The organism is Paraburkholderia sp. BR10923 (assembly GCF_040948765.1).
Taxonomy (GTDB): domain Bacteria; phylum Pseudomonadota; class Gammaproteobacteria; order Burkholderiales; family Burkholderiaceae; genus Paraburkholderia; species Paraburkholderia youngii.
The window spans coordinates 439986-460928 of the sequence record NZ_JBFPKO010000004.1; the positions used below are offsets into that span (position 1 = coordinate 439986).

At 65.2% G+C, this 20943-nt stretch carries 18 protein-coding genes and 1 pseudogene; 8 read left to right on the forward strand and 11 right to left on the reverse strand.

Annotated elements, in window-relative coordinates; genetic code table 11:
• Nucleotides 1-85 precede the first annotated feature (85 nt).
• Nucleotides 86-730 (reverse strand): maleylacetoacetate isomerase, encoded by a 645-nt coding sequence (maiA, locus tag AB3X94_RS10505; RefSeq protein ID WP_368611465.1) that lies wholly within the window; start codon nt 728-730, stop codon nt 86-88.
• 38 nt (nt 731-768) lie between these two features.
• The gene (locus AB3X94_RS10510; RefSeq protein ID WP_368611466.1) at nt 769-1467 is read right to left on the reverse strand and encodes a fumarylacetoacetate hydrolase family protein; all 699 of its coding nucleotides are present in this window, start codon (nt 1465-1467) and stop codon (nt 769-771) included.
• 222 nt (nt 1468-1689) lie between these two features.
• Here AB3X94_RS10510 and ybiB point away from each other — a divergent pair, with 222 nt between their 5' ends.
• Nucleotides 1690-2661: a DNA-binding protein YbiB gene (gene ybiB / locus AB3X94_RS10515; protein ID WP_176109629.1), complete on the forward strand. Its 972-nt coding sequence runs from the start codon at nt 1690-1692 to the stop codon at nt 2659-2661.
• Nucleotides 2662-3038: 377 nt separating this feature from the next.
• Nucleotides 3039-4025 (forward strand): annotated as a pseudogene (locus tag AB3X94_RS10520) (2-isopropylmalate synthase); the annotation flags it as partial.
• Nucleotides 4026-4214: 189 nt separating this feature from the next.
• Here the strand turns inward: AB3X94_RS10520 and AB3X94_RS10525 are convergent.
• Both AB3X94_RS10525 and AB3X94_RS10530 read right to left on the reverse strand, forming a co-directional pair.
• Nucleotides 4215-4598 (reverse strand): nuclear transport factor 2 family protein, encoded by a 384-nt coding sequence (locus tag AB3X94_RS10525; RefSeq protein ID WP_008921685.1) that lies wholly within the window; start codon nt 4596-4598, stop codon nt 4215-4217.
• A 41-nt stretch (nt 4599-4639) separates the two neighbouring features.
• On the reverse strand, nt 4640-5203 hold the full coding sequence (locus AB3X94_RS10530; protein ID WP_176109631.1) for an acyloxyacyl hydrolase: 564 nt from the start codon (nt 5201-5203) through the stop codon (nt 4640-4642).
• A gap of 353 nt (nt 5204-5556) precedes the next feature.
• Between AB3X94_RS10530 and rpoH the strand changes: the two genes are divergently transcribed.
• From rpoH to cydB, 4 genes are all read left to right on the forward strand, one after another.
• Nucleotides 5557-6492 (forward strand): RNA polymerase sigma factor RpoH, encoded by a 936-nt coding sequence (rpoH, locus tag AB3X94_RS10535; protein WP_368611467.1) that lies wholly within the window; start codon nt 5557-5559, stop codon nt 6490-6492.
• A gap of 416 nt (nt 6493-6908) precedes the next feature.
• Nucleotides 6909-7169 (forward strand): cytochrome oxidase putative small subunit CydP, encoded by a 261-nt coding sequence (gene cydP / locus AB3X94_RS10540; protein WP_176109633.1) that lies wholly within the window; start codon nt 6909-6911, stop codon nt 7167-7169.
• A complete protein-coding gene (locus AB3X94_RS10545) occupies nt 7159-8751 on the forward strand; it encodes a cytochrome ubiquinol oxidase subunit I (protein ID WP_176109634.1) in 1593 nt (530 codons plus the stop codon). The genes cydP and AB3X94_RS10545 overlap by 11 nt, the downstream gene beginning before the upstream one ends.
• Before the next feature lie 34 nt (nt 8752-8785).
• Nucleotides 8786-9922, forward strand: coding sequence for a cytochrome d ubiquinol oxidase subunit II (gene cydB, locus AB3X94_RS10550; RefSeq protein WP_368611468.1), 1137 nt, complete (start codon nt 8786-8788; stop codon nt 9920-9922).
• A gap of 116 nt (nt 9923-10038) precedes the next feature.
• Here cydB and nagE read toward each other — a convergent pair whose 3' ends face one another.
• From nagE to AB3X94_RS10575, 5 genes are all read right to left on the reverse strand, one after another.
• Nucleotides 10039-11838 carry an N-acetylglucosamine-specific PTS transporter subunit IIBC gene (gene nagE / locus AB3X94_RS10555; protein WP_368611469.1) on the reverse strand — a complete coding sequence of 600 codons (1800 nt, stop codon included), beginning with the start codon at nt 11836-11838 and terminating at the stop codon, nt 10039-10041.
• A gap of 131 nt (nt 11839-11969) precedes the next feature.
• On the reverse strand, nt 11970-14564 hold the full coding sequence (gene ptsP / locus AB3X94_RS10560) for a phosphoenolpyruvate--protein phosphotransferase (RefSeq protein WP_368611470.1): 2595 nt from the start codon (nt 14562-14564) through the stop codon (nt 11970-11972).
• An 11-nt stretch (nt 14565-14575) separates the two neighbouring features.
• The gene (locus AB3X94_RS10565) at nt 14576-15592 is read right to left on the reverse strand and encodes an SIS domain-containing protein (protein ID WP_176109638.1); all 1017 of its coding nucleotides are present in this window, start codon (nt 15590-15592) and stop codon (nt 14576-14578) included.
• Complete coding sequence (nagA, locus tag AB3X94_RS10570) at nt 15576-16679, reverse strand: N-acetylglucosamine-6-phosphate deacetylase (RefSeq protein WP_368611471.1); 1104 nt, start codon at nt 16677-16679, stop codon at nt 15576-15578. Before nagA ends, AB3X94_RS10565 begins: the two co-directional genes overlap by 17 nt.
• 75 nt (nt 16680-16754) lie before the next feature.
• Nucleotides 16755-17489, reverse strand: coding sequence for a GntR family transcriptional regulator (locus AB3X94_RS10575; RefSeq protein WP_176109640.1), 735 nt, complete (start codon nt 17487-17489; stop codon nt 16755-16757).
• Between the two features lie 368 nt (nt 17490-17857).
• On the opposite strand from AB3X94_RS10575, the gene AB3X94_RS10580 reads away from it, so the two are divergent.
• Nucleotides 17858-18784 (forward strand): GNAT family N-acetyltransferase, encoded by a 927-nt coding sequence (locus AB3X94_RS10580; protein WP_368611472.1) that lies wholly within the window; start codon nt 17858-17860, stop codon nt 18782-18784.
• A gap of 78 nt (nt 18785-18862) precedes the next feature.
• Here the strand turns inward: AB3X94_RS10580 and AB3X94_RS10585 are convergent, their stop codons facing one another.
• Nucleotides 18863-19675 (reverse strand): MetQ/NlpA family ABC transporter substrate-binding protein, encoded by an 813-nt coding sequence (locus tag AB3X94_RS10585; RefSeq protein WP_176109642.1) that lies wholly within the window; start codon nt 19673-19675, stop codon nt 18863-18865.
• A gap of 271 nt (nt 19676-19946) precedes the next feature.
• Here AB3X94_RS10585 and AB3X94_RS10590 point away from each other — a divergent pair, with 271 nt between their 5' ends.
• Nucleotides 19947-20237, forward strand: coding sequence for a YciI family protein (locus tag AB3X94_RS10590; protein WP_368611473.1), 291 nt, complete (start codon nt 19947-19949; stop codon nt 20235-20237).
• Between the two features lie 75 nt (nt 20238-20312).
• Here AB3X94_RS10590 and AB3X94_RS10595 read toward each other — a convergent pair whose 3' ends face one another.
• Nucleotides 20313-20942 carry an SCO family protein gene (locus AB3X94_RS10595; protein ID WP_368611474.1) on the reverse strand — a complete coding sequence of 210 codons (630 nt, stop codon included), beginning with the start codon at nt 20940-20942 and terminating at the stop codon, nt 20313-20315.
• Nucleotide 20943 lies beyond the last annotated feature (1 nt).

A 20943-nucleotide genomic window follows, 5' to 3' on the forward strand; every position in this document is an offset into this window, starting at 1 on the left:
CGCTGCGCGCAAAAAGGAAAAGGGCACTCCGCGGGGTGCCCTTCTTCGTTTCGAGCCGCCGTCAACGCTTCAAGCGATCCCGCGATCACTCCGCGTCCGGCTGTGCGCCCGGGGCAGCGCGGGCGAACGCATCGAGTTGCATCGCGTGGTCGTAGATGCGCTGGATCGTCGGAAACTTTGCGCTGTCGACCTTGAAGCGCTGTGCGTTGAAAACCTGCGGAATCAGGCACGCGTCGGCAAGTGTCGGTGTGTCGCCGAAACACAGTTTGCCGGTGCGCGCGTCGCCGGCGAGATGCGCTTCCAGCGTCGCGAAGCCCGCGTCGATCCAGTGCCGGTACCACGCGTCCTTCGCGTCGTCGTCGACTCGCAGCGTGTGCTTTAGATAGCGCAGCACGCGCAGATTGTTCAGCGGATGAATCTCGCACGCGACCTGCAGCGCCACCGAGCGCACATAGGCGCGATCGAGCGGCGCCTTCGGCAGCAGCGGCGGCTCCGGATGCGTCTCCTCGAGATACTCGATGATCGCGAGCGACTGCGGCAGCAAATGATTGCCGTCGGCGAGCGTCGGCACGATGCAGTCCGCGTTGATCTTGCGATACTCGGGCTTTAGTTGCTCGCCGCCTTCGCGCACCAGGTGCACGGGCACGTAGTCGTACGTCAGGTTCTTCACGTTCAGCGCGATGCGCACGCGATACGACGCCGAGCTACGAAAATAGCTGTAGAGCTTCATGTTGTCTGCCTCCTCCACCTACCTGCCCGCAAGCCGTCTCAAACGACGCGTACGCTGAATTCGCCGAGTCCGTCCACGCCGCCCTTCATCAGGTCACCCTTCACGACCGCGCCGACGCCTTCCGGCGTGCCGGTGAAAATCAGGTCGCCGGGCTGCAGTTCGAACAACGTCGACAGATACGCGATCGTCTCCGCCACCGACCAGATCAGCTGCGACACGTCCGCGCGCTGCTTGTCCTCGCCGTTCACCGACAGCCAGATCGCGCCCTTGCCGATGTGACCAACTGCCGAAGCCGGATGGATCGGGCCGAGCGGCGCCGAGTGATCGAAGCCCTTGGCGGTGTCCCACGGACGACCCATTTTCTTCGCTTCGCCTTGCAGGTCGCGGCGCGTCATGTCGAGACCGAGCGCGTAGCCGTAGACGTGGTCGAGCGCGCGCTCGACGGGGATGTCTTTGCCGCCCTCGCCGATCGCCGCGACCATTTCCATTTCGAAATGGACGTTCTTTGTCTGCGACGGATATGGGAATTCGCCGGTGGTGCCCGGCGCGACGTAGACGACCGCATCGGCCGGCTTCGAGAAGAAGAACGGCGGTTCGCGGTCCGGGTCGTGGCCCATTTCGCGCGCATGCGCTTTGTAGTTGCGCCCCACGCAGTAGATGCGGCGCACCGCGAACTGCTCGCTCGACCCCACGACCGGCACCGCGACCTGCGGTGCGGGTGCAAACACGTAACTCATCCCGTTCTCCGTTTTTCGATGGGCGCCGCCGAGGCGGCGAGAAACATCGAGTGTAACGCGCGGCACGGCGCGGGTGCATGTCAGGCGGGCCGTCGCGCGTCACCGCGCGCCCGCTTCGCCGCTGTTCGCCCGCTCGCCATAGATGCGATACTCACACCGAATAGCTTCCCGAATGCCGTAGCCGACGCCCAAGCGCGGCACGCCACCCGCCTCTTGCGTACGATGACCGACTCGACCAATACGACTTCTCCCTTCCCCTGCGCCCGCTTCATCAAGGAAATCGGCCGCGGTCCGAACGGCGCCCGCGCGCTGACCGCGGACGACACCCGCGCGCTCTACACCGCAATGCTCGACGGCCGCGTCGACGATCTCGAGCTCGGCGCGGTGCTGCTCGCGTATCGCGTGAAAGGCGAAACCGCTGACGAACTCGCCGCGATGCTGGCCGCCGCGCATACGTCGTTCGAGCCGGTGCGGCTGCCCCACGGCGCGTTTCGGCCCGTTTCGATTCCGTCGTACAACGGCGCGCGCAAGCAGCCGAACCTCGTGCCGCTGCTCGCGCTGCTGCTCGCGCGCGAAGGCGTGCCGGTGCTCGTGCACGGCGTCACCGAAGATCCGGGTCGCGTGACGAGCGCGGAAATTTTCACGCATCTGCGCATCGTCCCTGCGCAGTCGCACGCGCAGATCGAAGCGGGTCTCGCCGAGCGTCGCGTCGCGTTCGCGTCGATCGACGTACTCGCGCCCAAGCTCGCGCGCCTGCTCGCGCTGCGCCGGCGCATGGGCGTGCGCAACTCGACGCATACGCTCGTGAAGCTGCTGCAGCCATTCGCGCCCGCGGGGCTGCGGCTCGTGAATTACACGCATCCGCCGTATCGCGACAGTCTCACGCAGCTGTTCATCACGCATCCCGATGCGGCCGTCGGCGGTGCACTGCTCGCGCGCGGCACCGAAGGCGAGGCGGTCGCCGATACGCGCCGCCAGGTGCAAGTCGACTGGCTGCATGACGGCATCTGCGAGACGCGGCTGCCGCACGAGCGCTCTTCGCCCGATGCGCCCGAAGTCGAGCTGCCCGAAGCGCGCGACGCGGCGACCACGGCCGCCTGGATCGACGCCGTGCTGCGCGGCGAAGCACCGGTGCCGGGCGCGATCGAACGGCAGGTCGAGCTGATCGTCGATATCGCGAAGACGGCGGCCTGACGGTCGCGGCTTGACAGGCCAACGCCCGCCGTCATACATTTGGCCCCATGCGTTCCCTCCCGAACACCCTCCGAATTATCTCCGGCCGCCTAGCGCGGCCCCTATCGCTACGCCTGGCGTAAGTCACGCGTAGCGCCGCGCGCTGGCAGCTCCGGTTGCCGTCGGCGGTCCTCCCGGTAGTTCCCGCAGTCTCGCTTCACCCCCGTCGTAGTTCTCCACAACCTGTCGTCGTTTGCATTCGTCCGTTTACCGCGCGGGCGAAGCGAGAGGATCAAATGCACGTTGCCTCGGGCATCCGCATCGTGCATGCGTGACAGTCGGCCAACCGCTCGACGTCCCACCCTCCGCCGACGACACCACGAATGAGGCACCTCACCATGTTGCGCAATCCCGCTGAAAAGTACCGCCCCTTTCCCGCCGTGCGGCTGACCGGCCGCAAATGGCCGAGTCGCACGATCGACGCCGCGCCCGTCTGGATGAGCACCGACCTGCGCGACGGCAACCAGGCGCTGATCGAACCGATGAACGCCGCGCAAAAGCTCGAGTACTTCGAGATGCTGGTCGCGATCGGTTTCAAGGAAATCGAAGTGGGCTTTCCGTCGGCCTCGCAGACCGATTTCGACTTCGTGCGCAAGCTGATCGACGAGCGGCGCATTCCCGACGACGTCACGATCGAAGTCTTCGTACCCTCGCGCGCGGAGCTGATCGCACGCACGTTCGAAGCGCTCGAAGGCGCGCCGCGCGCGATCGTGCATCTGTATAACGCGATCTGCCCGTCGTTCCGGCGCATCGTGTTCCAGCAATCGAAGCACGAGATCAAGGCGCTCGCAGTCGAAGGCACGCGCGTCATCAAGGAACATGCGCAGGCGCGGCCGGGAACGCACTGGACCTTCCAGTACTCGCCCGAGACCTTCAACACGACCGAGCTGCCGTTCGCGCGCGAGGTATGCGACGCGGTCGCGCAAACGTGGCGGCCGACGCGCAATCACAAGATGATCGTCAACCTGCCGGCGAGCGTCGAAGCGGCCACGCCGAACGTATTCGCCGACCAGATCGAATGGATGCACCGCAACCTCGGCTACCGCGACAGCATCGTGCTGTCGGTGCATCCGCACAACGATCGCGGCACCGCCGTGGCCGCGGCGCAGCTCGCGCTGCTGGCGGGCGCCGATCGCATCGAAGGCTGTCTGTTCGGCAATGGCGAGCGCACCGGCAACGTCGACCTCGTCACGCTCGCGATGAACCTCGACGCGATGGCTATCGACAGCGGTCTGGATTTTTCGGATCTCGCGACGATCCGGCGCGTGGCGGAGCGCTGCACGCGGCTTCCAGTGGCCGCGCGGCATCCGTATGCGGGAGAAGTGGCGATGCGCGGCTCACGCGCGGCGCGCGACGCGGATGCCGAGCGCGATGAATACGGCGCAAACAGCCGCGATAAAGCTGAGGATTGCGCAACCGCGTAAATCCGACTTGAGCTTGCGGCGGCGGAGCGCGCACCCCGCATTCGGCTGCCGGGACGGGCGCGCTCACGAGGCGCGCCCGCGATGAAAATCTCACTCCAGCGCGCAACGTGTCGCCTGCCATGCGATCAGCCGCCACTGGCCGTCTTCGTGTGTGTGAATCGCGGTGTAGGCAATCGGGAACAACAGCGCGCCGTTGTTCGCTTCCATCTCGATCAGCGCGCGGCCCGTGACCACGTAGGTCTCGCGCCCGGCCGGCAGGACGTCTTGCGACTGCACCTCGATTTGCCGATAACGACGGCGCCCCGCGGTGATCCCGTCGATGAACTGTCGCTTCGTCTCGCGCTTGCCGTTCGTATGAACGTAGCTCACGTTGTCAGCGAGCAGCGTGTCGAGCGACTGCCCATCGCCGTCGACCATCGCGCGAAATCGCTCTCGCTCGAGCCCGCGAATCGCTTCGATCATCTTTGCCGCCATTGCAGAGCCCCTCGAACACCGCGAGCCGCAAGGGGCCACGGTCAGAAGTGATATTGCAAATATAGCTGGCTGAAATTTATACCAGGATTCGGCTCTTTGATACCGCCATTGGAAACATGCTGGAAGCGGTAGCCGGCGACATACTGCCGATGAGCGCCGAACTGCAGCCCGACGCCCGCCATCTCGGAGAATTGGAACGCGGTGCCCAACGTGAAGTCGGAAGAAATGCGCGGGCTGGTCAGCACCCCGACGCCGGCACCCACCTCGATGAATGGCCGCACCAAACCCGACGACTTGACGAAGCGGATCACCGGCGTCACACCGATCTCGCCGATGTCGTCGTGAACGTTTCCTTCATTGGTGTGCCACCACGCGACGTGCGCCTCGCCGATCAGCGCGAAATGCCAGTCGCCGATCTGCCACCAGGTGAGGTTCGGGTCCCAGACCACGCCGAGATCGAGCCTCTTGACGTGACGATCACCGACACCAGCGGCCACCAGCACGCCGAACTGGTCAGCCCGGGACGCGCCCGCCGCACCCAGCAGCAGAATGGCCAACGCACTTTTTAGAGTAAGTCCACGGACCACAAGATTCTTGTTGTTCATTCAGCCCCCATTCTGGTGACTATTAAGCGAGCGCCCCCTTTGTTCCACGCACGATTTAGGGGCAAGTATCTTCCAGGTTATGCGCCCAAACAGCAATTATTCACTTTAGAACAGAACGATGTCAGTCGATCATGAGGCGGCAGCCGCCTCGAACGGTAATTTGTACAGGCTCAACGCACAGTGCAAATAGAGCGTATGATGACTATCAGAAATCAAGACTCCATAGGATTTTCCGGAACTTGGATACCCCTGCGACATCTAAGTATTAGCACTCGGCAGATCTGAGTGCTAACATCCATCGCTGGAGTCGTTTACTGAGTACGCAATTGTCTGATTCCAAAGGAGCTTCACACGTGAGCCATGCAATGACCCTTCCGAGTACTTTGAGCCCGTCGTCGGCTAAGGCCGCTTCGGCAGGTGCACTGGCGCTCTCGCATTCCTCGCTGCTGTCCGGTCAACTGGGCAACATCGACGCCTACATCCAGGCGGTCAACCGGATCCCGATGCTGACGCCGGCGGAAGAACGCCGGTTCGCCACCGAATTGCGCGAACACGACAATCTGGAGGCCGCACGCCGCCTCGTGCTGTCGCACCTGCGACTCGTCGTGTCCATCGCGCGTAACTACCTCGGTTACGGGCTGCCGCACGCCGATCTGATCCAGGAAGGCAACATCGGCCTGATGAAAGCGGTCAAGCGCTTCGATCCCGAGCAGAACGTGCGCCTCGTGTCGTACGCAATGCACTGGATCAAGGCCGAGATCCACGAATACATCCTGCGCAACTGGCGCATGGTGAAGGTCGCCACCACGAAGGCGCAGCGCAAGCTGTTCTTCAACCTGCGCAGCCACAAGCAGGGCCTCGGCGCGTTCACGCCGGACGAGATCGAAGGTCTCGCCAAGGAACTGAACGTGAAGCGCGAAGAGGTCGCGGAGATGGAAACGCGTCTGTCGGGCGGCGATATCGCGCTCGAAGGTCAGGTCGAAGACGGTGAAGAGTCGTACGCGCCGATCGCGTATCTGGCCGACTCGCATAGCGAGCCGACCGCCGTGCTGGCTTCGCGTCAGCGCGACCGGCTACAAAGCGACGGCATCGCAAGCGCGCTCGACGCGCTCGATCCGCGCAGCCGCCGCATCATCGAAGCGCGCTGGCTGAAGGTGGCCGACGACGGCTCGGGCGGCTCCACGTTGCACGAGCTGGCCGACGAGTTCGGCGTGTCGGCCGAACGTATCCGCCAGATCGAAGCCAGCGCGATGAAGAAGATGCGCGGCGCACTGACCGAATACGCGTAAAAGCGTCGAAGCCATGCGCGCGTCAATTGTGTCCTGCCCACGACTTGGGTAAAAGCGACACACGGTAACCGGTCGCGTACTATTTAGCGACCATCGCGCTCAAGCCCCGCCCTCGCAAGACGGCGGGGCTTTTTCATTCCTTTCGTCCATTCGTGCGTCTCCCGGCCGCAGCGCATTCGCGTAGGCCTGTCCCCAAGCCGGCCTGTTGAGCCCGGTAAGCCTTTCTTGACGTATCGCGAGTCCGGTAGCAATACTGCACAGACGCGGCAAGTTTCACGACGTGATGCCGCATGGCTAACCTTGAGCGCGCGAGGTTCTCCCTCCTACAGTCGGCATGCATTCGCCAGACTGCCCGACGGCAAGGGCGGTCTGGATCCGGCCGGACTCTCCGGCGTGAAGTCGTCTTTCGACCGATCATGACCCTAGCCCTCAATCGCAGCAGCACTGTCCGGTCGCGCTTGCGCGGCGGGTTCACCAGGTGGGTGCGCGGTCCAACCCTGGCGCGCGATATCGCCATCATCCTCGTCATCAAGTTCGCCCTACTGATGGCGCTCAAATTCGCATTCTTCAATCATCCGCAGGCGGAGCACATGATGCTGCCGCCTCGGCAGGTCGCGCAGGCGCTGCTGTCGGTGCCCGCCCCGCATCCGTCCGGAGGTGATCAACATGCCCGTTAGCGAAGTCGTAGAACTGTCGCGGCTCCAGTTCGCCATCACGGCGCTTTATCACTTTCTGTTCGTGCCGCTCACGCTCGGCCTCGCCTGGTTGCTCGTCATCATGGAGTCGGTCTACGTGATGACCGGCAAGCAGATCTACAAGGACATGACGCAGTTCTGGGGCAAGCTGTTCGGCATCAACTTCGCAATGGGCGTCGCGACCGGCCTCACGCTCGAATTTCAGTTCGGCACCAACTGGGCCTATTACTCCCATTACGTCGGCGACATTTTCGGCGTGCCGCTCGCCGTCGAAGGACTGATGGCGTTCTTCCTCGAATCGACGTTCGTCGGTCTGTTCTTCTTCGGCTGGAACAGATTGTCAAAAGTGCAGCATCTGATCGTCACGTTCTGTGTCGCGCTCGGATCGAACCTGTCGGCGCTGTGGATTCTGATCGCCAACGGCTGGATGAACAATCCGGTCGGCGCGACGTTCAACTACCAGACGATGCGCATGGAGCTCGACAACATCGGCTCGGTGATCTTCAACCCGGTCGCACAGGTGAAGTTCGTGCACACGGTGTCGGCCGGTTACGTGACCGCGGCGTTGTTCGTGCTCGGGGTGTCGTCGTGGTATCTGTTGAAGCGCCGCGACACCGAGTTCGCGCTGCGCTCGTTCGCGATCGCCGCCGGTTTCGGCCTCGCGTCGGCGCTGTGCGTAATCGTGCTCGGCGACGAATCCGGCTATCGCACCGGTGAAGTCCAGCAGGTCAAGCTCGCCGCAATCGAATCCGAATGGGAGACCGCGCCCGCGCCGGCGCCGTTCACGGTCTTCGGTATTCCCAATCAAAAGGAGCAGCGCACCGACTACGCGATCCGCGTGCCGTATGCGCTCGGCATCATCGCGACCCGCTCGCTGAGCGAACCCGTGGTCGGCCTGCGCGACCTGATCGTCGAAAACGAGGGGCGCATCAAGAACGGCATGCTCGCCTACTCGGCGCTGCAGAAGTTGAAAGGCGGCGACTCGAGCGACGAAGCGCACGCCGCGTTCGACAAGTACAAGGACGATCTCGGCTACGGCCTGCTGCTCAAGCGGTTCGCGCCGAACGTCACCGATGCGACGCCAGACCAGATCGCGGCCGCGGCAAAAAGCACGATTCCGCCAGTGCTGCCGCTGTTCTTCTCGTTCCGCATGATGGTCGGCCTCGGCCTGCTGTTCCTCGCGACCTTCGTGCTCGCGTTCTGGTTCTGCGCGCAGCGCACGCTGCTGCTCGAAAAGCGTCGCTGGTTCCTGCGTTGGGCGGTCATCGCGATTCCGCTGCCGTGGCTCGCCGCCGAGCTCGGCTGGATCGTCGCCGAAATGGGCCGCCAGCCGTGGAGCATCGCGGGCATTCTGCCGACCAACCTGGCCGCATCGACACTGACGCCGCGCGATCTGTATCTGAGCATCGGCGGCTTCGTGCTGTTCTACACGGGGCTGTTCGTCATCGAGATCATGCTGATGCTCAAGTACGCACGGCTCGGCCCTTCGTCGCTGCATACCGGCCGCTATCACCACGAGAACGACCAGCAGGTGACTCAGCCGCTGTCGAACACGGCCGCGTGACGCGCCGCCACACCGCTTCAGAGGAATAAGCCATATGGACTACGCAGCTCTCAGACTGATCTGGTGGGTATTGATAGGTGTACTGCTGATCGGCTTCGCGCTCACCGACGGCTTCGACATGGGCGCTGCGATCCTGCTGCCGTTCATCGCCAGGACGGACTCCGAGCGCCGCATCGTCGTGAACACGGTCGGCGCGACGTGGGAAGGCAACCAGGTCTGGTTCGTGACCGCGGGCGGCGCGATGTTCGCGGCGTGGCCGCTCGCCTACGCGGCATCGTTCTCGGGCTTCTACTTCGCGATGCTGCTGGTGCTGTTCGCGCTGTTCTTCCGTCCGGTTGGCTTCGACTATCGCGGCAAGCGCGAGGATCCGCGCTGGCGCAACGCGTGGGACTGGGGTCTCTTCATCGGCGGCTTCGTACCGGCGCTGGTGTTCGGCATCGCGTTCGGCAATCTGCTGCAAGGCGTGCCGTTCTCGTTCGATACCGATCTGCGCGTCACCTATCACGGCAGTTTCTTCGGCCTGCTCAATCCGTTCGCGCTGCTGACGGGTCTCGTCAGCGTGTCGATGCTGGCCGCGCACGGCGCGGCGTTCGTCAAGTGGAAGACCGATGGCGAGGTTCACGAGCGCGCGTCGAAGGCGCTGCGGCTCGCGGCGCTGTGCGCGGTGGTGCTGTTTCTCATCGCGGGCGCGCTCGTCGCGACGATGATCGGCGGCTATCAGATCGTCGACATGCCGCCGCTCGACGCGGTCTCCAATCCTTTGATGAAGACCGTGATCGGCGCGCCGGGTCTGTGGCTGAACAACTACGCGCTCTATCCGTGGATGGCGATCGCGCCGCTCGCGGGTTTGGTCGGCGGGGTGCTCGCGGTGCTGCTCGCACGCTCGCGCTTCGAGGCGACGGCGTTTCTGTCGACATCGCTGATGGTCATCGGCGTGATCCTGACCGCGGGCTTCTCGATGTTCCCGTTCATCATGCCTTCGTCACTCGACGGCCGCAGCAGCCTGACCATGTGGGATTCGACGTCGAGCCAGATGACGCTCGAAATCATGCTGTTCGCGGTGATCCTGTTCCTGCCGGTCATCCTCCTCTATACCGGCTGGGTTTATCGCGTGATGCGCGGCAAGGTGACCGCCGCTGCGATCAAGGAAAACCACCATTCGATGTATTGAGCGGCACCAGCGGGTGACTCGCCAGGCGGCACGCTTGGGTCGTAGACGCGAAAGCGACACCTTGGGACAAGGTGCCGCTTTTTTTCTCTCAACAGTGCCCGACAGCCATCAGCCGATCAAGCCGGCACCGGCGCCGCGCCCGCGCCACCGCCTTGCGACGACAGCCGCTCGGCCAGCTTCTGCGCATAGCGCTGCGCGGCCTCGCCGACGACGATATGGAACGTGTCGGTCGACACCCACGCGGTATCGAGCGACGCGAGGCGCTGACGATCGATCGCCGCCGCATCGCGCACGACCACGCGCAGACGCGTCGCCGCGACCGCATCGAGCGACACCACGTTGCCCGCGCCACCGAACACGGCGAGCCAGCGCAGCGGATCGGGGTCGAGCGGACCGCCTTGCGCGTCGTCGGCGTGCCCAGCGTTTCGCGCGGCCGGCGCGGCAGCGGTAGCCGGCGCCGACACGGCAGCACTCACCACCTTCACTGCGTCGCCCTGACCCTGCGCGATCGCCGTACGCATCTCATCGGCGATGATGTCCGCTTCCGGTCCGATGATCACCTGCACGTTGTTCGCGCCGCGCTTGAGCACGCCACGCGCGCCGATCGACTTCAGTTCGCTTTCGGAGACCTTGTCCGCATCGACGACCGACAGGCGCAGACGCGTCGTGCATGCATCCACGACCGACAGGTTCGCCGCCCCACCGAGCGCCGCGATATAACGCTGCGCACGCGGCACGGCCGCACCGGCCGCCGGCGCGACGAAACCACCCTCCGCGAACGACTCGACCTGCTCTTCCGCAGCGGCGGGCTCACGGCCCGGCGTCGCCATGTTGAACTTGCGGATGAAGAAGCGGAACAGACCGTAGTACACGACCGAGTACACGATACCGAGCGGAATCGCCCACCAGCCCTTCGTCGACAGACCGAAGTTCAGCACGTAGTCGATGAAGCCCGCCGAGAACGTAAAGCCGAGGTGAATGCCGAGCGCCGAGCAGATCGCGAGCGACAGCCCTGTCAGCAGCGCGTGGATCGCATACAGCACCGGCGCAAGGAACATGAAGCTGAACTCGATCGGCTCGGTCACGCCGGTCAGGAACGACGTGAGCGCCATCGAGAACAGCAGGCCGCCGGCCACCGCGCGACGCTCCTTCGGCACCTCGTGGAACATCGCGAGACACGCGGCCGGCAGGCCGAACATCATCACCGGGAAGAAGCCGGTCATGAAGGTGCCCGCGGTCGGGTCGCCGGCGAAGAAGCGGTGCAGGTCGCCCGTGACCGCCGCGCCGCCGGCCGGCGTGAAGCTGCCGAACACGAACCACGTCAGCGAGTTCAGGATGTGATGCAGGCCCGTGACGAGCAGCAAGCGGTTCAGCACACCGAACACGAAGGCGCCGAGCGCGCCGGCCGTCGTGAGCCAGTGGCCGGCCAGATCGATCGCGCTCTGCACCGGCGCCCACACGTGGCCGAATATGATGCCTAGCACCACGCAGACCACGCCTGTCACGATCGGCACGAAGCGTTTGCCGCCGAAGAACGCCAGGTAGTCGGGCAGCTTGATGTCCTTGTAGCGGTTGTACAGCAGTCCCGCGACGATCCCCGCGATGATCCCCGACAGCACGCCCATGTTGAGCTTGTCGTTGATGTCCTTCATCACCGCGGTCTGCACCAGATAGCCGATCGCGCCAGCCAGACCCGCGACGCCGTTATTGTCTTTGGCGAAGCCGACCGCCACACCGATCGCGAACAGTAGCGGCAGGTTGTCGAAGATCGCGCCGCCCGCATCGGCGATCATCTTGATGTTGAACACGTCGGGCTGGCCGAGCCGCAGCAGCAGGCCGGCGACCGGTAGCACCGCGATCGGCAGCATCAGCGCGCGTCCCAGGCGCTGTATCTTCAGAAACGGATTTGCATCCATCGGTATCTCCAATTTTGTCTCGTGGGGTAAGTCTTCGGTGAGTAGTGCAGCATTGCGGAGAATCGCGCCGCGCGTGAAGGCAGCCGTACTGCCGGACGCACGGCGTGCGAGTTCTCCATTTGATTAATCTTTCAATCGAGCGGCCACGTCGCGCGGCTTGCGGCTCGAACCGCCTGCGCCGAGTCGAGCGCGAGCGCATCGCGAGCGCGCTGGCGGCACAACTGATAGTCGAGCGTGCGCACGCGTGCCTTGATGCCGGGCACCGAGACCGGATCGACCGATAGCTCGGTCACACCCAGGCCCACCAGCAGCGGCATCGCGAGCGGGTCGCCGGCGAGCGCGCCGCATACGCCGACCCATTTGCCATGCTTCGCGGCACCTTCGACGGTCGCCGCGATCAGCCGCAGCACCGCCGGATGCAGGCCGTCCGCCTGCGCCGCGAGATCGGGCTGGCAGCGGTCCATCGCGAGCGTGTATTGGGTCAGGTCGTTGGTGCCGATCGACAGGAAATCGGCGTGCTGGGCGAGCTGATCGGCGAGCAATGCGGCCGACGGCACTTCGATCATCACACCCACTTCGACCGGCTCGGTGCTGCCCGCTTCGCGTGCCAGTTCGTCGATACGCTTGCGGATGCGGATCAGTTCGCCCGCATCGGTGACCATCGGCAGCAGGATGCGCACGGCGCCGATCGGACGCACTGCGAGCAGGCCACGCAGCTGGTCATCGAGCAGATCGGGGCGCACCTGCGCGAGACGCACGCCGCGCAGGCCGAGCGCGGGATTCGGCTCGGGCGGCAGCGTCAGATAGTCGACTTCCTTGTCCGCGCCGACGTCGAGCGTGCGGATGATCGCGCTGCGGCCGCGCAACGCATCGACGATCGCCTGATAGCTGTGGCGATGCTCGTCCGCGCTCGGCGCGGCCGGGCGGTGGATGAACAGCAGCTCGGTGCGCAACAGGCCGACCGAGTCGGCGCCGTTGTCGACCGCGGCGTTCGCGTCGTCGAGTGTGGCGATGTTGGCGGCCACTTCGATCGCGCGGCCGTCGGCGGTCGCCGCTGCCTGTTGCGAGGTGCGGCGATTCGCTTCGCGCACGTCGGCGAGGCGGCTGCGTTCGCACCGGGCGCGTTCGACGTCGAGTTCGGTCGGCGCGAATTCGAGCCGGCCGGTGCTCGCGTTCACCACCACCTGAGTGCCATCGGGAATCGCATGCAACGCGTCGCCGACCGCGACCAGCGCCGGGATGCCCGCCTGACGCGCGAGAATCGCCGCGTGCGAGGTCGCGCCGCCACGTGCCATCACGAGCGCGGTCACACGCGCGCGATCGAGCGACGACAGATCCGACGGCGTGAATTCGTCGGCCGCGAGCACCGCCTCGTCCGGCAGCGTGCGGGCGGCGCTGCTCGTGTAGCCGAGCGCGCGCTGCACACGCTTTTCGATGTCGCGCAGATCGGCGGCCCGCTCGGCGAGCAGTGCGTCTTCGACATTACTCAGGATGTCTATTTGCGCGCGGATCGCCTCGCGCCACGCAAAACCCGCGCTCTTGCCGAGGCTGATCAGATCGCGCGCGGCGTCGAGCAGCGTCGGATCTTCGAGCAGCACGCGATGCACCGCGAAAATTCCCGCCTCGCCGACCGCCCCGCGTTGCGACGCATCGCGCACGATCGCGTCGAGATCGGCGTCGACGGTCGCGATCGCCTTGTCGAGCAGACGGCTTTCCGCCGCCGACGTGCCGCTCGCCTGCTCCGGCGGATCGACGTCCGCGTCGTCCCAGCGCACCAGCTTGCCGACCGCAACGCCCGGCGCCGCGCATACACCCGCGAGCGTAGTCGGCGCGAGCGGCTCGCCCGCGGCGGGCGTGGCAACCACGGTCGTCGGTGCTGTCGCCGGCCGCGCGGGCTTGTGTTCCACCTCACCGTGCGCTTCGCGCGTCAGTTCATCGGCGATCGCATCGACCGCCGCCTGCGCGTGCGGACCGACGCCGAGCAACTCGACGCTCGCGCCTTCGCCGGCACCGAGTCCCAGCAGACCCACCACGCTTTCGATCGGCGCCTTGCGCCCGTCGTAGCGCACCTCGACGCGCGCGTCGAAGCCGCGCGCCGCTTCGCGCGCTCGCGCCGCGGGCCGCGCATGCAGACCGCCCGCGTGCGTCAGCGTGATCTGCCGGCGCGCTTCGTCCATCACCTGCGCGGCGCACGCCTCGCGCACCGCGTCATGAGTGACGCCGTCGCGCGCGCGCAGCACCAGCAGTGGCGTTTCGCCGGCCTTGACGTGACCGTTCGGCGCCCGCTCGATGATTTCGAACATTTCCGAATTCGCAATCGCGACCACCGACACGAGGCTCGGCGCATTCAGCGCGACCTGATCCTGATCGAACTCGATCAGCACGTCACCAGCGCGAACCTGCGCGCCCTGCCCGACCATCGGCGCAAAGCCCTTGCCGTTCAGCCCGACCGTGTCGATACCGATATGCAGCAGAATCTGCGCACCTTCGGCGCTCTCGAGCGTCACCGCGTGGCCGGTGCGCGCGAGATGCGTGACGACGCCGTCGCACGGCGCGACGAGCCGCCCCTCGAGCGGATCGACGCCGATGCCGTCGCCGAACATGCCGCCCGAAAATACCGGGTCCGGCACCTTCGCGAGCGGCACCACCGGACCGGTCAGCGGTGCAAGCAAAACAATGTGATCTTCGGAATGGCTCATCAGGTTGGACTTCTCGACACGTCGCATCGTCGTTCTCGTCAGTGAGTTTCGGTGACTTTGTTCAGATGGCGTGGCGCGTCGGGATTGCGCCCGCGCGCGGCGGCAAGATCCGCGGCCATCACGTAAAAGGACAGGATGGCGGCGATCGGATCGAGCGCCGCGTGTGCGGTGGCGACGAGCGGCAGCGAAGCTTGCGCGACGTCATCGGGTGCGGCGAGCAGCACGCGCGCGCCGCGCGCGCGCATGTCGTGCGCGAGTTGCAGCAGACCCGCCTGCTCTGGTCCGCGCGGTGCGAACACGAGCAGTGGATAGTCGCGGTCGATCAGCTCCATCGGACCATGACGCACTTCCGCGCTCGAAAACGCTTCGGCCTGGATGCCGGAAGTTTCCTTCAGCTTGAGCGCGGCTTCCTGCGCGATCGCGAGGCCAAGGCCGCGGCCGATCACGATCATCCGCTCGATGCCGCGCAACTCGTTGACGGCCATCGACCAGTCGAGCCGGCCCGCGCGTTCCAGCGCGTCGGGCAGCGTATTCAGTCCAGCGAGCAACTCGGCGTCGTTCTGCCAATGCGCGACCAGTTGCGCGGAGATCGACAGCATCGCGATGTAGCTCTTGGTCGCGGCAACGCTCAGTTCGGGACCGGCGACGAGCGGCAGATGCCACTCGCACGCGTCGGCGAGCGGTGAGCTAGGTGCGTTGACAGCGGCGACCGTCAGCGCGCCGGCTGCTCGCAACGCGTTCATCGTGCCGACGAGGTCGGGGCTCTTGCCCGATTGCGAAAACGCGAGCGCAAGCTGATCGCGCACCTGCAGCGGCGCCTGCTGCAGCGTCGCGACCGACATCGGCAGCGACGCGACCGGCACGCCCAGGCGGCTCATCGTCAGAGAGGCAAAGTAACTGGCGGCGTGGTCCGAGCTGCCGCGCGCGACGGTCAGCGCGACGTGGCGCGGCTGTTGCGCGAGCGTCGCGGCGAGCGCCGCGACGCGCGAGGAGTCCTTGAGCTGCTCGGCGACCGTTGCGGCGGACGCGAGCGCTTCTTTAAGCATATTCGACAATGGCTTCTCCTTCGACGTAGGTTGCGCCAAGCGCCAGCTCGCGGTCGAAGACGACCACGTCGGCCCACGCACCGCGCGCGATGCGCCCGCGGTCCTCGATGCCGAGATAGTCGGCGGCGTAGCGCGACAAACGGTGGGATACATCGGCGATCGGCAGGCCGATCGAGACAAGATTGCGCAGCGCCTGATCCATCGTCAGCGTGCTGCCCGCGAGCGTTCCGTCGGCCAACCGTACGCCGCCGAGACACTTGGTCACGTGCTGGCTGCCGAGGCGGTACTCGCCGTCGGGCATGCCGGTGGCCGACGTGCTGTCCGTCACCACGTACAGGCGCGGAATCGCGCGCAGCGCGGTGCGGATCGCACCCGGATGCACGTGCAGCAGGTCGGGAATGATTTCGGCGTATTCGGCGTGCGCGAGCGCCGCGCCGACGAGGCCAGGGTTGCGGTGATGCAGCGGCGACATCGCGTTGAACAGATGCGTGAAGCCGCACGCGCCGTGCTTGAGGGCGGCGACCGCGTCGTCGTAGGTGCCGAGCGAATGGCCGAGCTGCACGCGCACGCCGCGCGCCGCCATCTCGGAGATGATCTCCATGTGGCCGGCGATCTCGGGCGCCAGCGTGACGACGCGGATCGGCGCGATCGACAGATACTTGAGCACCTCGTCCATCACCGCCGATACCGCCGCGTCGGGCTGCGCGCCGAGCTTGCCGGGGTTGATGTACGGCCCTTCCAGATGCACGCCGAGCACCCGCGCGCAGCCCGGCGTGCGCACCCGCGTGACGGTGCCGAGCCCGGCGACGACGTTCATCAGTTCGTCGCGCGGCGCGGTCATCGTCGTTGCGAGGAGGCTCGTGGTGCCGTAGCGCGCATGCGTGCGGGTGATCGTTTCGATCGCGTCGCCGGCTTCCATCACGTCGGCGCCGCCGCCGCCATGCACGTGCAGATCGATGAAGCCGGGCAGGATGTACGGTGCGTCGTTCGTCGACGGATCGACGCGCTCGCCTGACAGCGCCGTGATGCGGCCGTTTTCGTATTCGAGCGTGCCGTGGATCCACCCTTCGGTGGTGAGTATGTTTCCGGTCAGCATGGGTCTCTCTGGTGCGTGATACGTATGCGGCAAAAGTGCGTTCGCCGGACTTGCGGCCTATGCGGCCCGCGCAGTTCAGGTGCGCAATTCAGCGACGAAGTCGTAGTAGCCGTCGCGGCAATAGGTGTCGGTCAGCTCGATCGCGCGCTGATCCGCGCTGTAGCCGATACGGGTAATGACCAGCAGTGCGGTGCGCGGTTCGATGTCCATCAGCGCGGCGATTTCGCTCGACGCGTTGACCGCGCGGAAGTGCTGCAACGCGCGTACGACAGCCGCGCCGCGTTGCTCGAGATAGCTGTACAGCGAGTCACCGATCACGAGCGGATCGGGCACGATCGCGACCGGCAGCGCCGAATGCTCGACCGCCATCACGATGCCGTCCGCGCGCCGCAGCCGCCGCAGGCTCGCGACGGCCGCCCCCGGCGACAGGCCGAGGTGCAGCAGCTCGTCGCGATTGGCAGCGCGCACATCGCGTTCGAGCCATACCGAATCCGGGCGGAAACCGCGCTGCTGCATCTTCTTCGTGAAGCCGGTGAGACGCGACAGCGGGTCTTCGACGCGCGGCGTGATGAAGCTGCCGGCGCCGCGCGAGCGCCGGATCAGTCCCTGCTCGACCAGCAGTTCGATCGCCTTGCGCGCGGTGATGCGCGATACGCCGATCGCGTCGGACAGCGTGCGCTCGGAGGGCAGAGCCTCGCCGGCCGACCAGACGCCGCAATGGATCGCCGTCGCCAGGTTGCGCGCGAGCTGCAGGTAGAGCGGCGTGACGTTGCGCACGTCAGGCATCAATGCGGACCAGCGAGTTTCCATGGGACTCCAGGGACGCCGCGAGCAGCACGGTCTCGAAAAATGAGAGCCCATTATATAACCAACATAATACCAGTCAACGGGCTGGTTCCATGTTGATTAGGACGGCCGGAAAGCCTTACCAGGTAAGGTTAAGATGCGATTTTAAGGGCTGCTGGGAAAGGGATTCGCGGACCAGGACTTTCCCGAATCGGACCAATTGACGATACCAGCGAGCTGCGACCGGGCTTTAGTGGTATCAAAACACTCTCGATGATCAATACCTGTTTAATACCAGTTGGCGCCAGGCTGCGATGGACTGGCTTTGTAAATAAGGGTCGTGCCGATATAGTGCGCTGTACCGACCATAAAAAGTTTCGGGGGAGCCGTCCTTGACTGATTCCGAGGCGCTGCGGCGCGCTCAGGCCGTCCGCCATTTCAATCGCTTCTATACCCAGTGCATCGGCGCCCTGCACGAACATCTGGCGCGAAGCGAGTTCTCGCTGACGGAAGTGCGCGTGCTGCACGAGCTATCGCGTGCCCGTGCGCAGACCGCATCGGTGCTCGGGCGCGCGCTCGGCCTCGATAGTGGCTATCTGAGCCGCTTGCTGACCAGTTTCGAGCGACGCAACCTGATCTCGCGCCGCCCGTCCGACACCGACGCGCGCCAGTCGCTGATCGCGCTCACCGAGCACGGCCACGCCACCTACGCACCGCTCGACGCCGCCGCCATCAACGAAGCACTCGGCCTGCTCGACAAACTCAGCGCGCTATCGCAGGAGCAATTGATCGCCGCGATGAAGCTAATCGAGCGGCTCCTCGGCGACAAGCCGAAGCATGAGCTCATGGTGCTGCGTCAGCCGCGCGCCGGCGAATGCGGCTGGCTCGTGCATCGGCAGGCGCAGTGGTTCGCCGCGCAGTACGGTTGGGATCACACGTTCGAGGGCTTGCTCGCGCGCGTCGTCGCCGAGTACGCGCAGCGCAACGACCCAGTGCGCGAGAAGTGTTGGATCGCCGAACAGGAAGGTCTGGTGGTCGGCTCGGTTTGCCTCGTGGGGGTCTCGACGACGGTCGCGGGCATACGCCTGCTGTGGGTCGAACCGGACGTGCGGCGGCTCGGCATCGGCACGCAGCTGATCAGCGAATGTGTGCGCTTCGCGCGGCGCGCGGGCTACACGAAGCTGACGCTGACCACCGCGAGCGCATTGGCGGAGCCGCGGCGGCTTTGCGAGCGCGCTGGATTCAAGCTGGCCGACAGCGCGACGCAACGCCGCTTCGGCCACGATCTGATGATCGAAAGATGGGAGTTGGAGCTATGAAAAAAGCACGCGCCTGTGCGGCGCGTGCCTTTCCCGATGCTGTGCGATTGCTGTTCGCGATCGCGCTGAACGCGTCGCTTAGAACGACGGCACCATCGAACCCTTGAACTGCGTCTTGATGAACTGGCGCACGTCTTCCGACTGATACGCTGCGACCAGCTTCTTCACCCACGGCTGATCCTTGTCCTTCGTGCGCACGGCGATCAGGTTCGCGTACGGGCTGTGGATGTCTTCGAGCGCGATCGCGTCCTTGGTCGGCTGCAGGCCAGCGGCCAGCGCGAAGTTCGTGTTGATGACGGCAGCATCGACGTCGGCGAGCGAACGCGGCAGTTGCGCAGCGTCGAGCTCGACGAACTTGATCTTCTTCGGATTGTCGACGACGTCGAGCGGCGTCGCGTTGTTGCCGCCCGTGGCCGCGCCATCCTTCAGCTTGATCAGGCCTTGCGCCTGCAGCAACAGCAGCGCGCGATTTTCGTTCGACGGATCGTTCGGTACCGCGACCTTCGCGCCTTGCGGCAAATCCTTCAGCGACTTCAGCTTCTTCGAGTACGCGCCGAGCGGCGAGATGTACGTGAGGCCCGCGGTGACGAGCTTGTAGCCGCGCTGCTTGGTCTGGCTATCGAGGTACGGCTGGTGCTGGAAGCTGTTGGCGTCGAGGTCGCCGGCATCGAGCGCGGCGTTCGGCTGGATGTAGTCGTTGAACTCGACGACCTTCACGTTCAAGCCTTCGCGCTTCGCAACCTTGGTGACGACTTCCCAGATCTGCGCGTCCGGGCCGCCGATCGTGCCGACCTTGATGACCTTGTCGTCGGCGTGCGCGCCGAAGCTGGTCAGGATCGCCGCACCGGCGACGACTGCGGTGAGGGCTTTGAGGATATTTCTGCGCTGCATGTGTTTCTCGCTGTTGCGGTTCGACGTTTGAGTCGATGGCCCCGATCGGTGCCGGAGCCGGATGAAAATGGGCGGCGCTCCGGTTCCTGCTGGTGCGCCGTCGGCCAAGCCCTAAATTGTTTCATATGGGCGGCAAGTTTGGAAAATACCCTTAGCGCATATGGATATGCAGAGCGCGAGCGTGCTGGCTAGCGCGACGCAAAACGGCGGCTAACCGATAATCCGGAGCCGTGGCCTCGCACGGCCCACTCAACCGACACTGAGAACGACCATGTATGTGATCAACCTGATCTACACCGCCCCGCTCGATCGTATCGACGACGCGCTCGACGCGCATCGCGCGTTTCTCGCCAAGCAGTTCGACGCTGGCATCTTCGTCGCGGCTGGGCCGAAAGTGCCGCGCGACGGCGGCATCATCCTCGCAGTGCGTATCGAGCGCGACAGGCTGGATCGCATTCTCGCGAGCGATCCGTTCGCCGAGCAACAGCTCGCGCGCTACGAGGTGACGGAGTTCAAGACAACGCGTATCGCGCCGGGGATGAATCTGCCGACCCCGGTTTGAGCGCGAGTTGCGAAGAAGAGATCGACGCGAGGACGCATAAGCGGCGGCGCGACAAAAAGCCGCCTGCGATACGCGTCAATCGAGCAAAAGCTTGAAGTCGTGCACCCACGGCGTCGCGCCCTGACCATCGCGCGCGAACAGACGCAGCTTGCCGTCCGTGTCGAACACATAGCTCGCGGCCGTGTGGTCCATCGTGTAGCTGTCGGGCGTTTTGCCCGGCACCTTCGCGTAGTAGACGCGGAAGTCTTTCGCGAGCTTCGCGAGTTGCTCTTCGCTGGCAGGACGCAAGCCCACGAAGCTCGGATTGAACGCCGGCACGTATTGCGCGAGCAACTGCGGGGTGTCGCGCTCGGGGTCGAGTGTGACGAACAGCACCTGCACACGCTTCGCGTCTTCCGGGCCAAGTTGCTGCAACGCCTGTGACAGCTCGGCCATCGTCGTCGGGCAGACGTCCGGGCAATGCGTATAGCCGAAGAACAGCACGACGACCCTGCCTTTGTAGTCGGCAAGCGTGCGAATCTTGCCGGACGTGTCGGGCAACGAGAAATCGCTGGCGAATTGTGTATTGCCGGTGATGTCGAGATTCGTAAAAGCCGGCGGCTGCTTGCCGCAACCGGTCATCAGCAGTGTGCCGCCCACCGCCGCGCCGAGCGCGCAAGCGATCACAGCGGCGCGCGCGACGCGCGCAAAGCGGTTGTTGAGCATG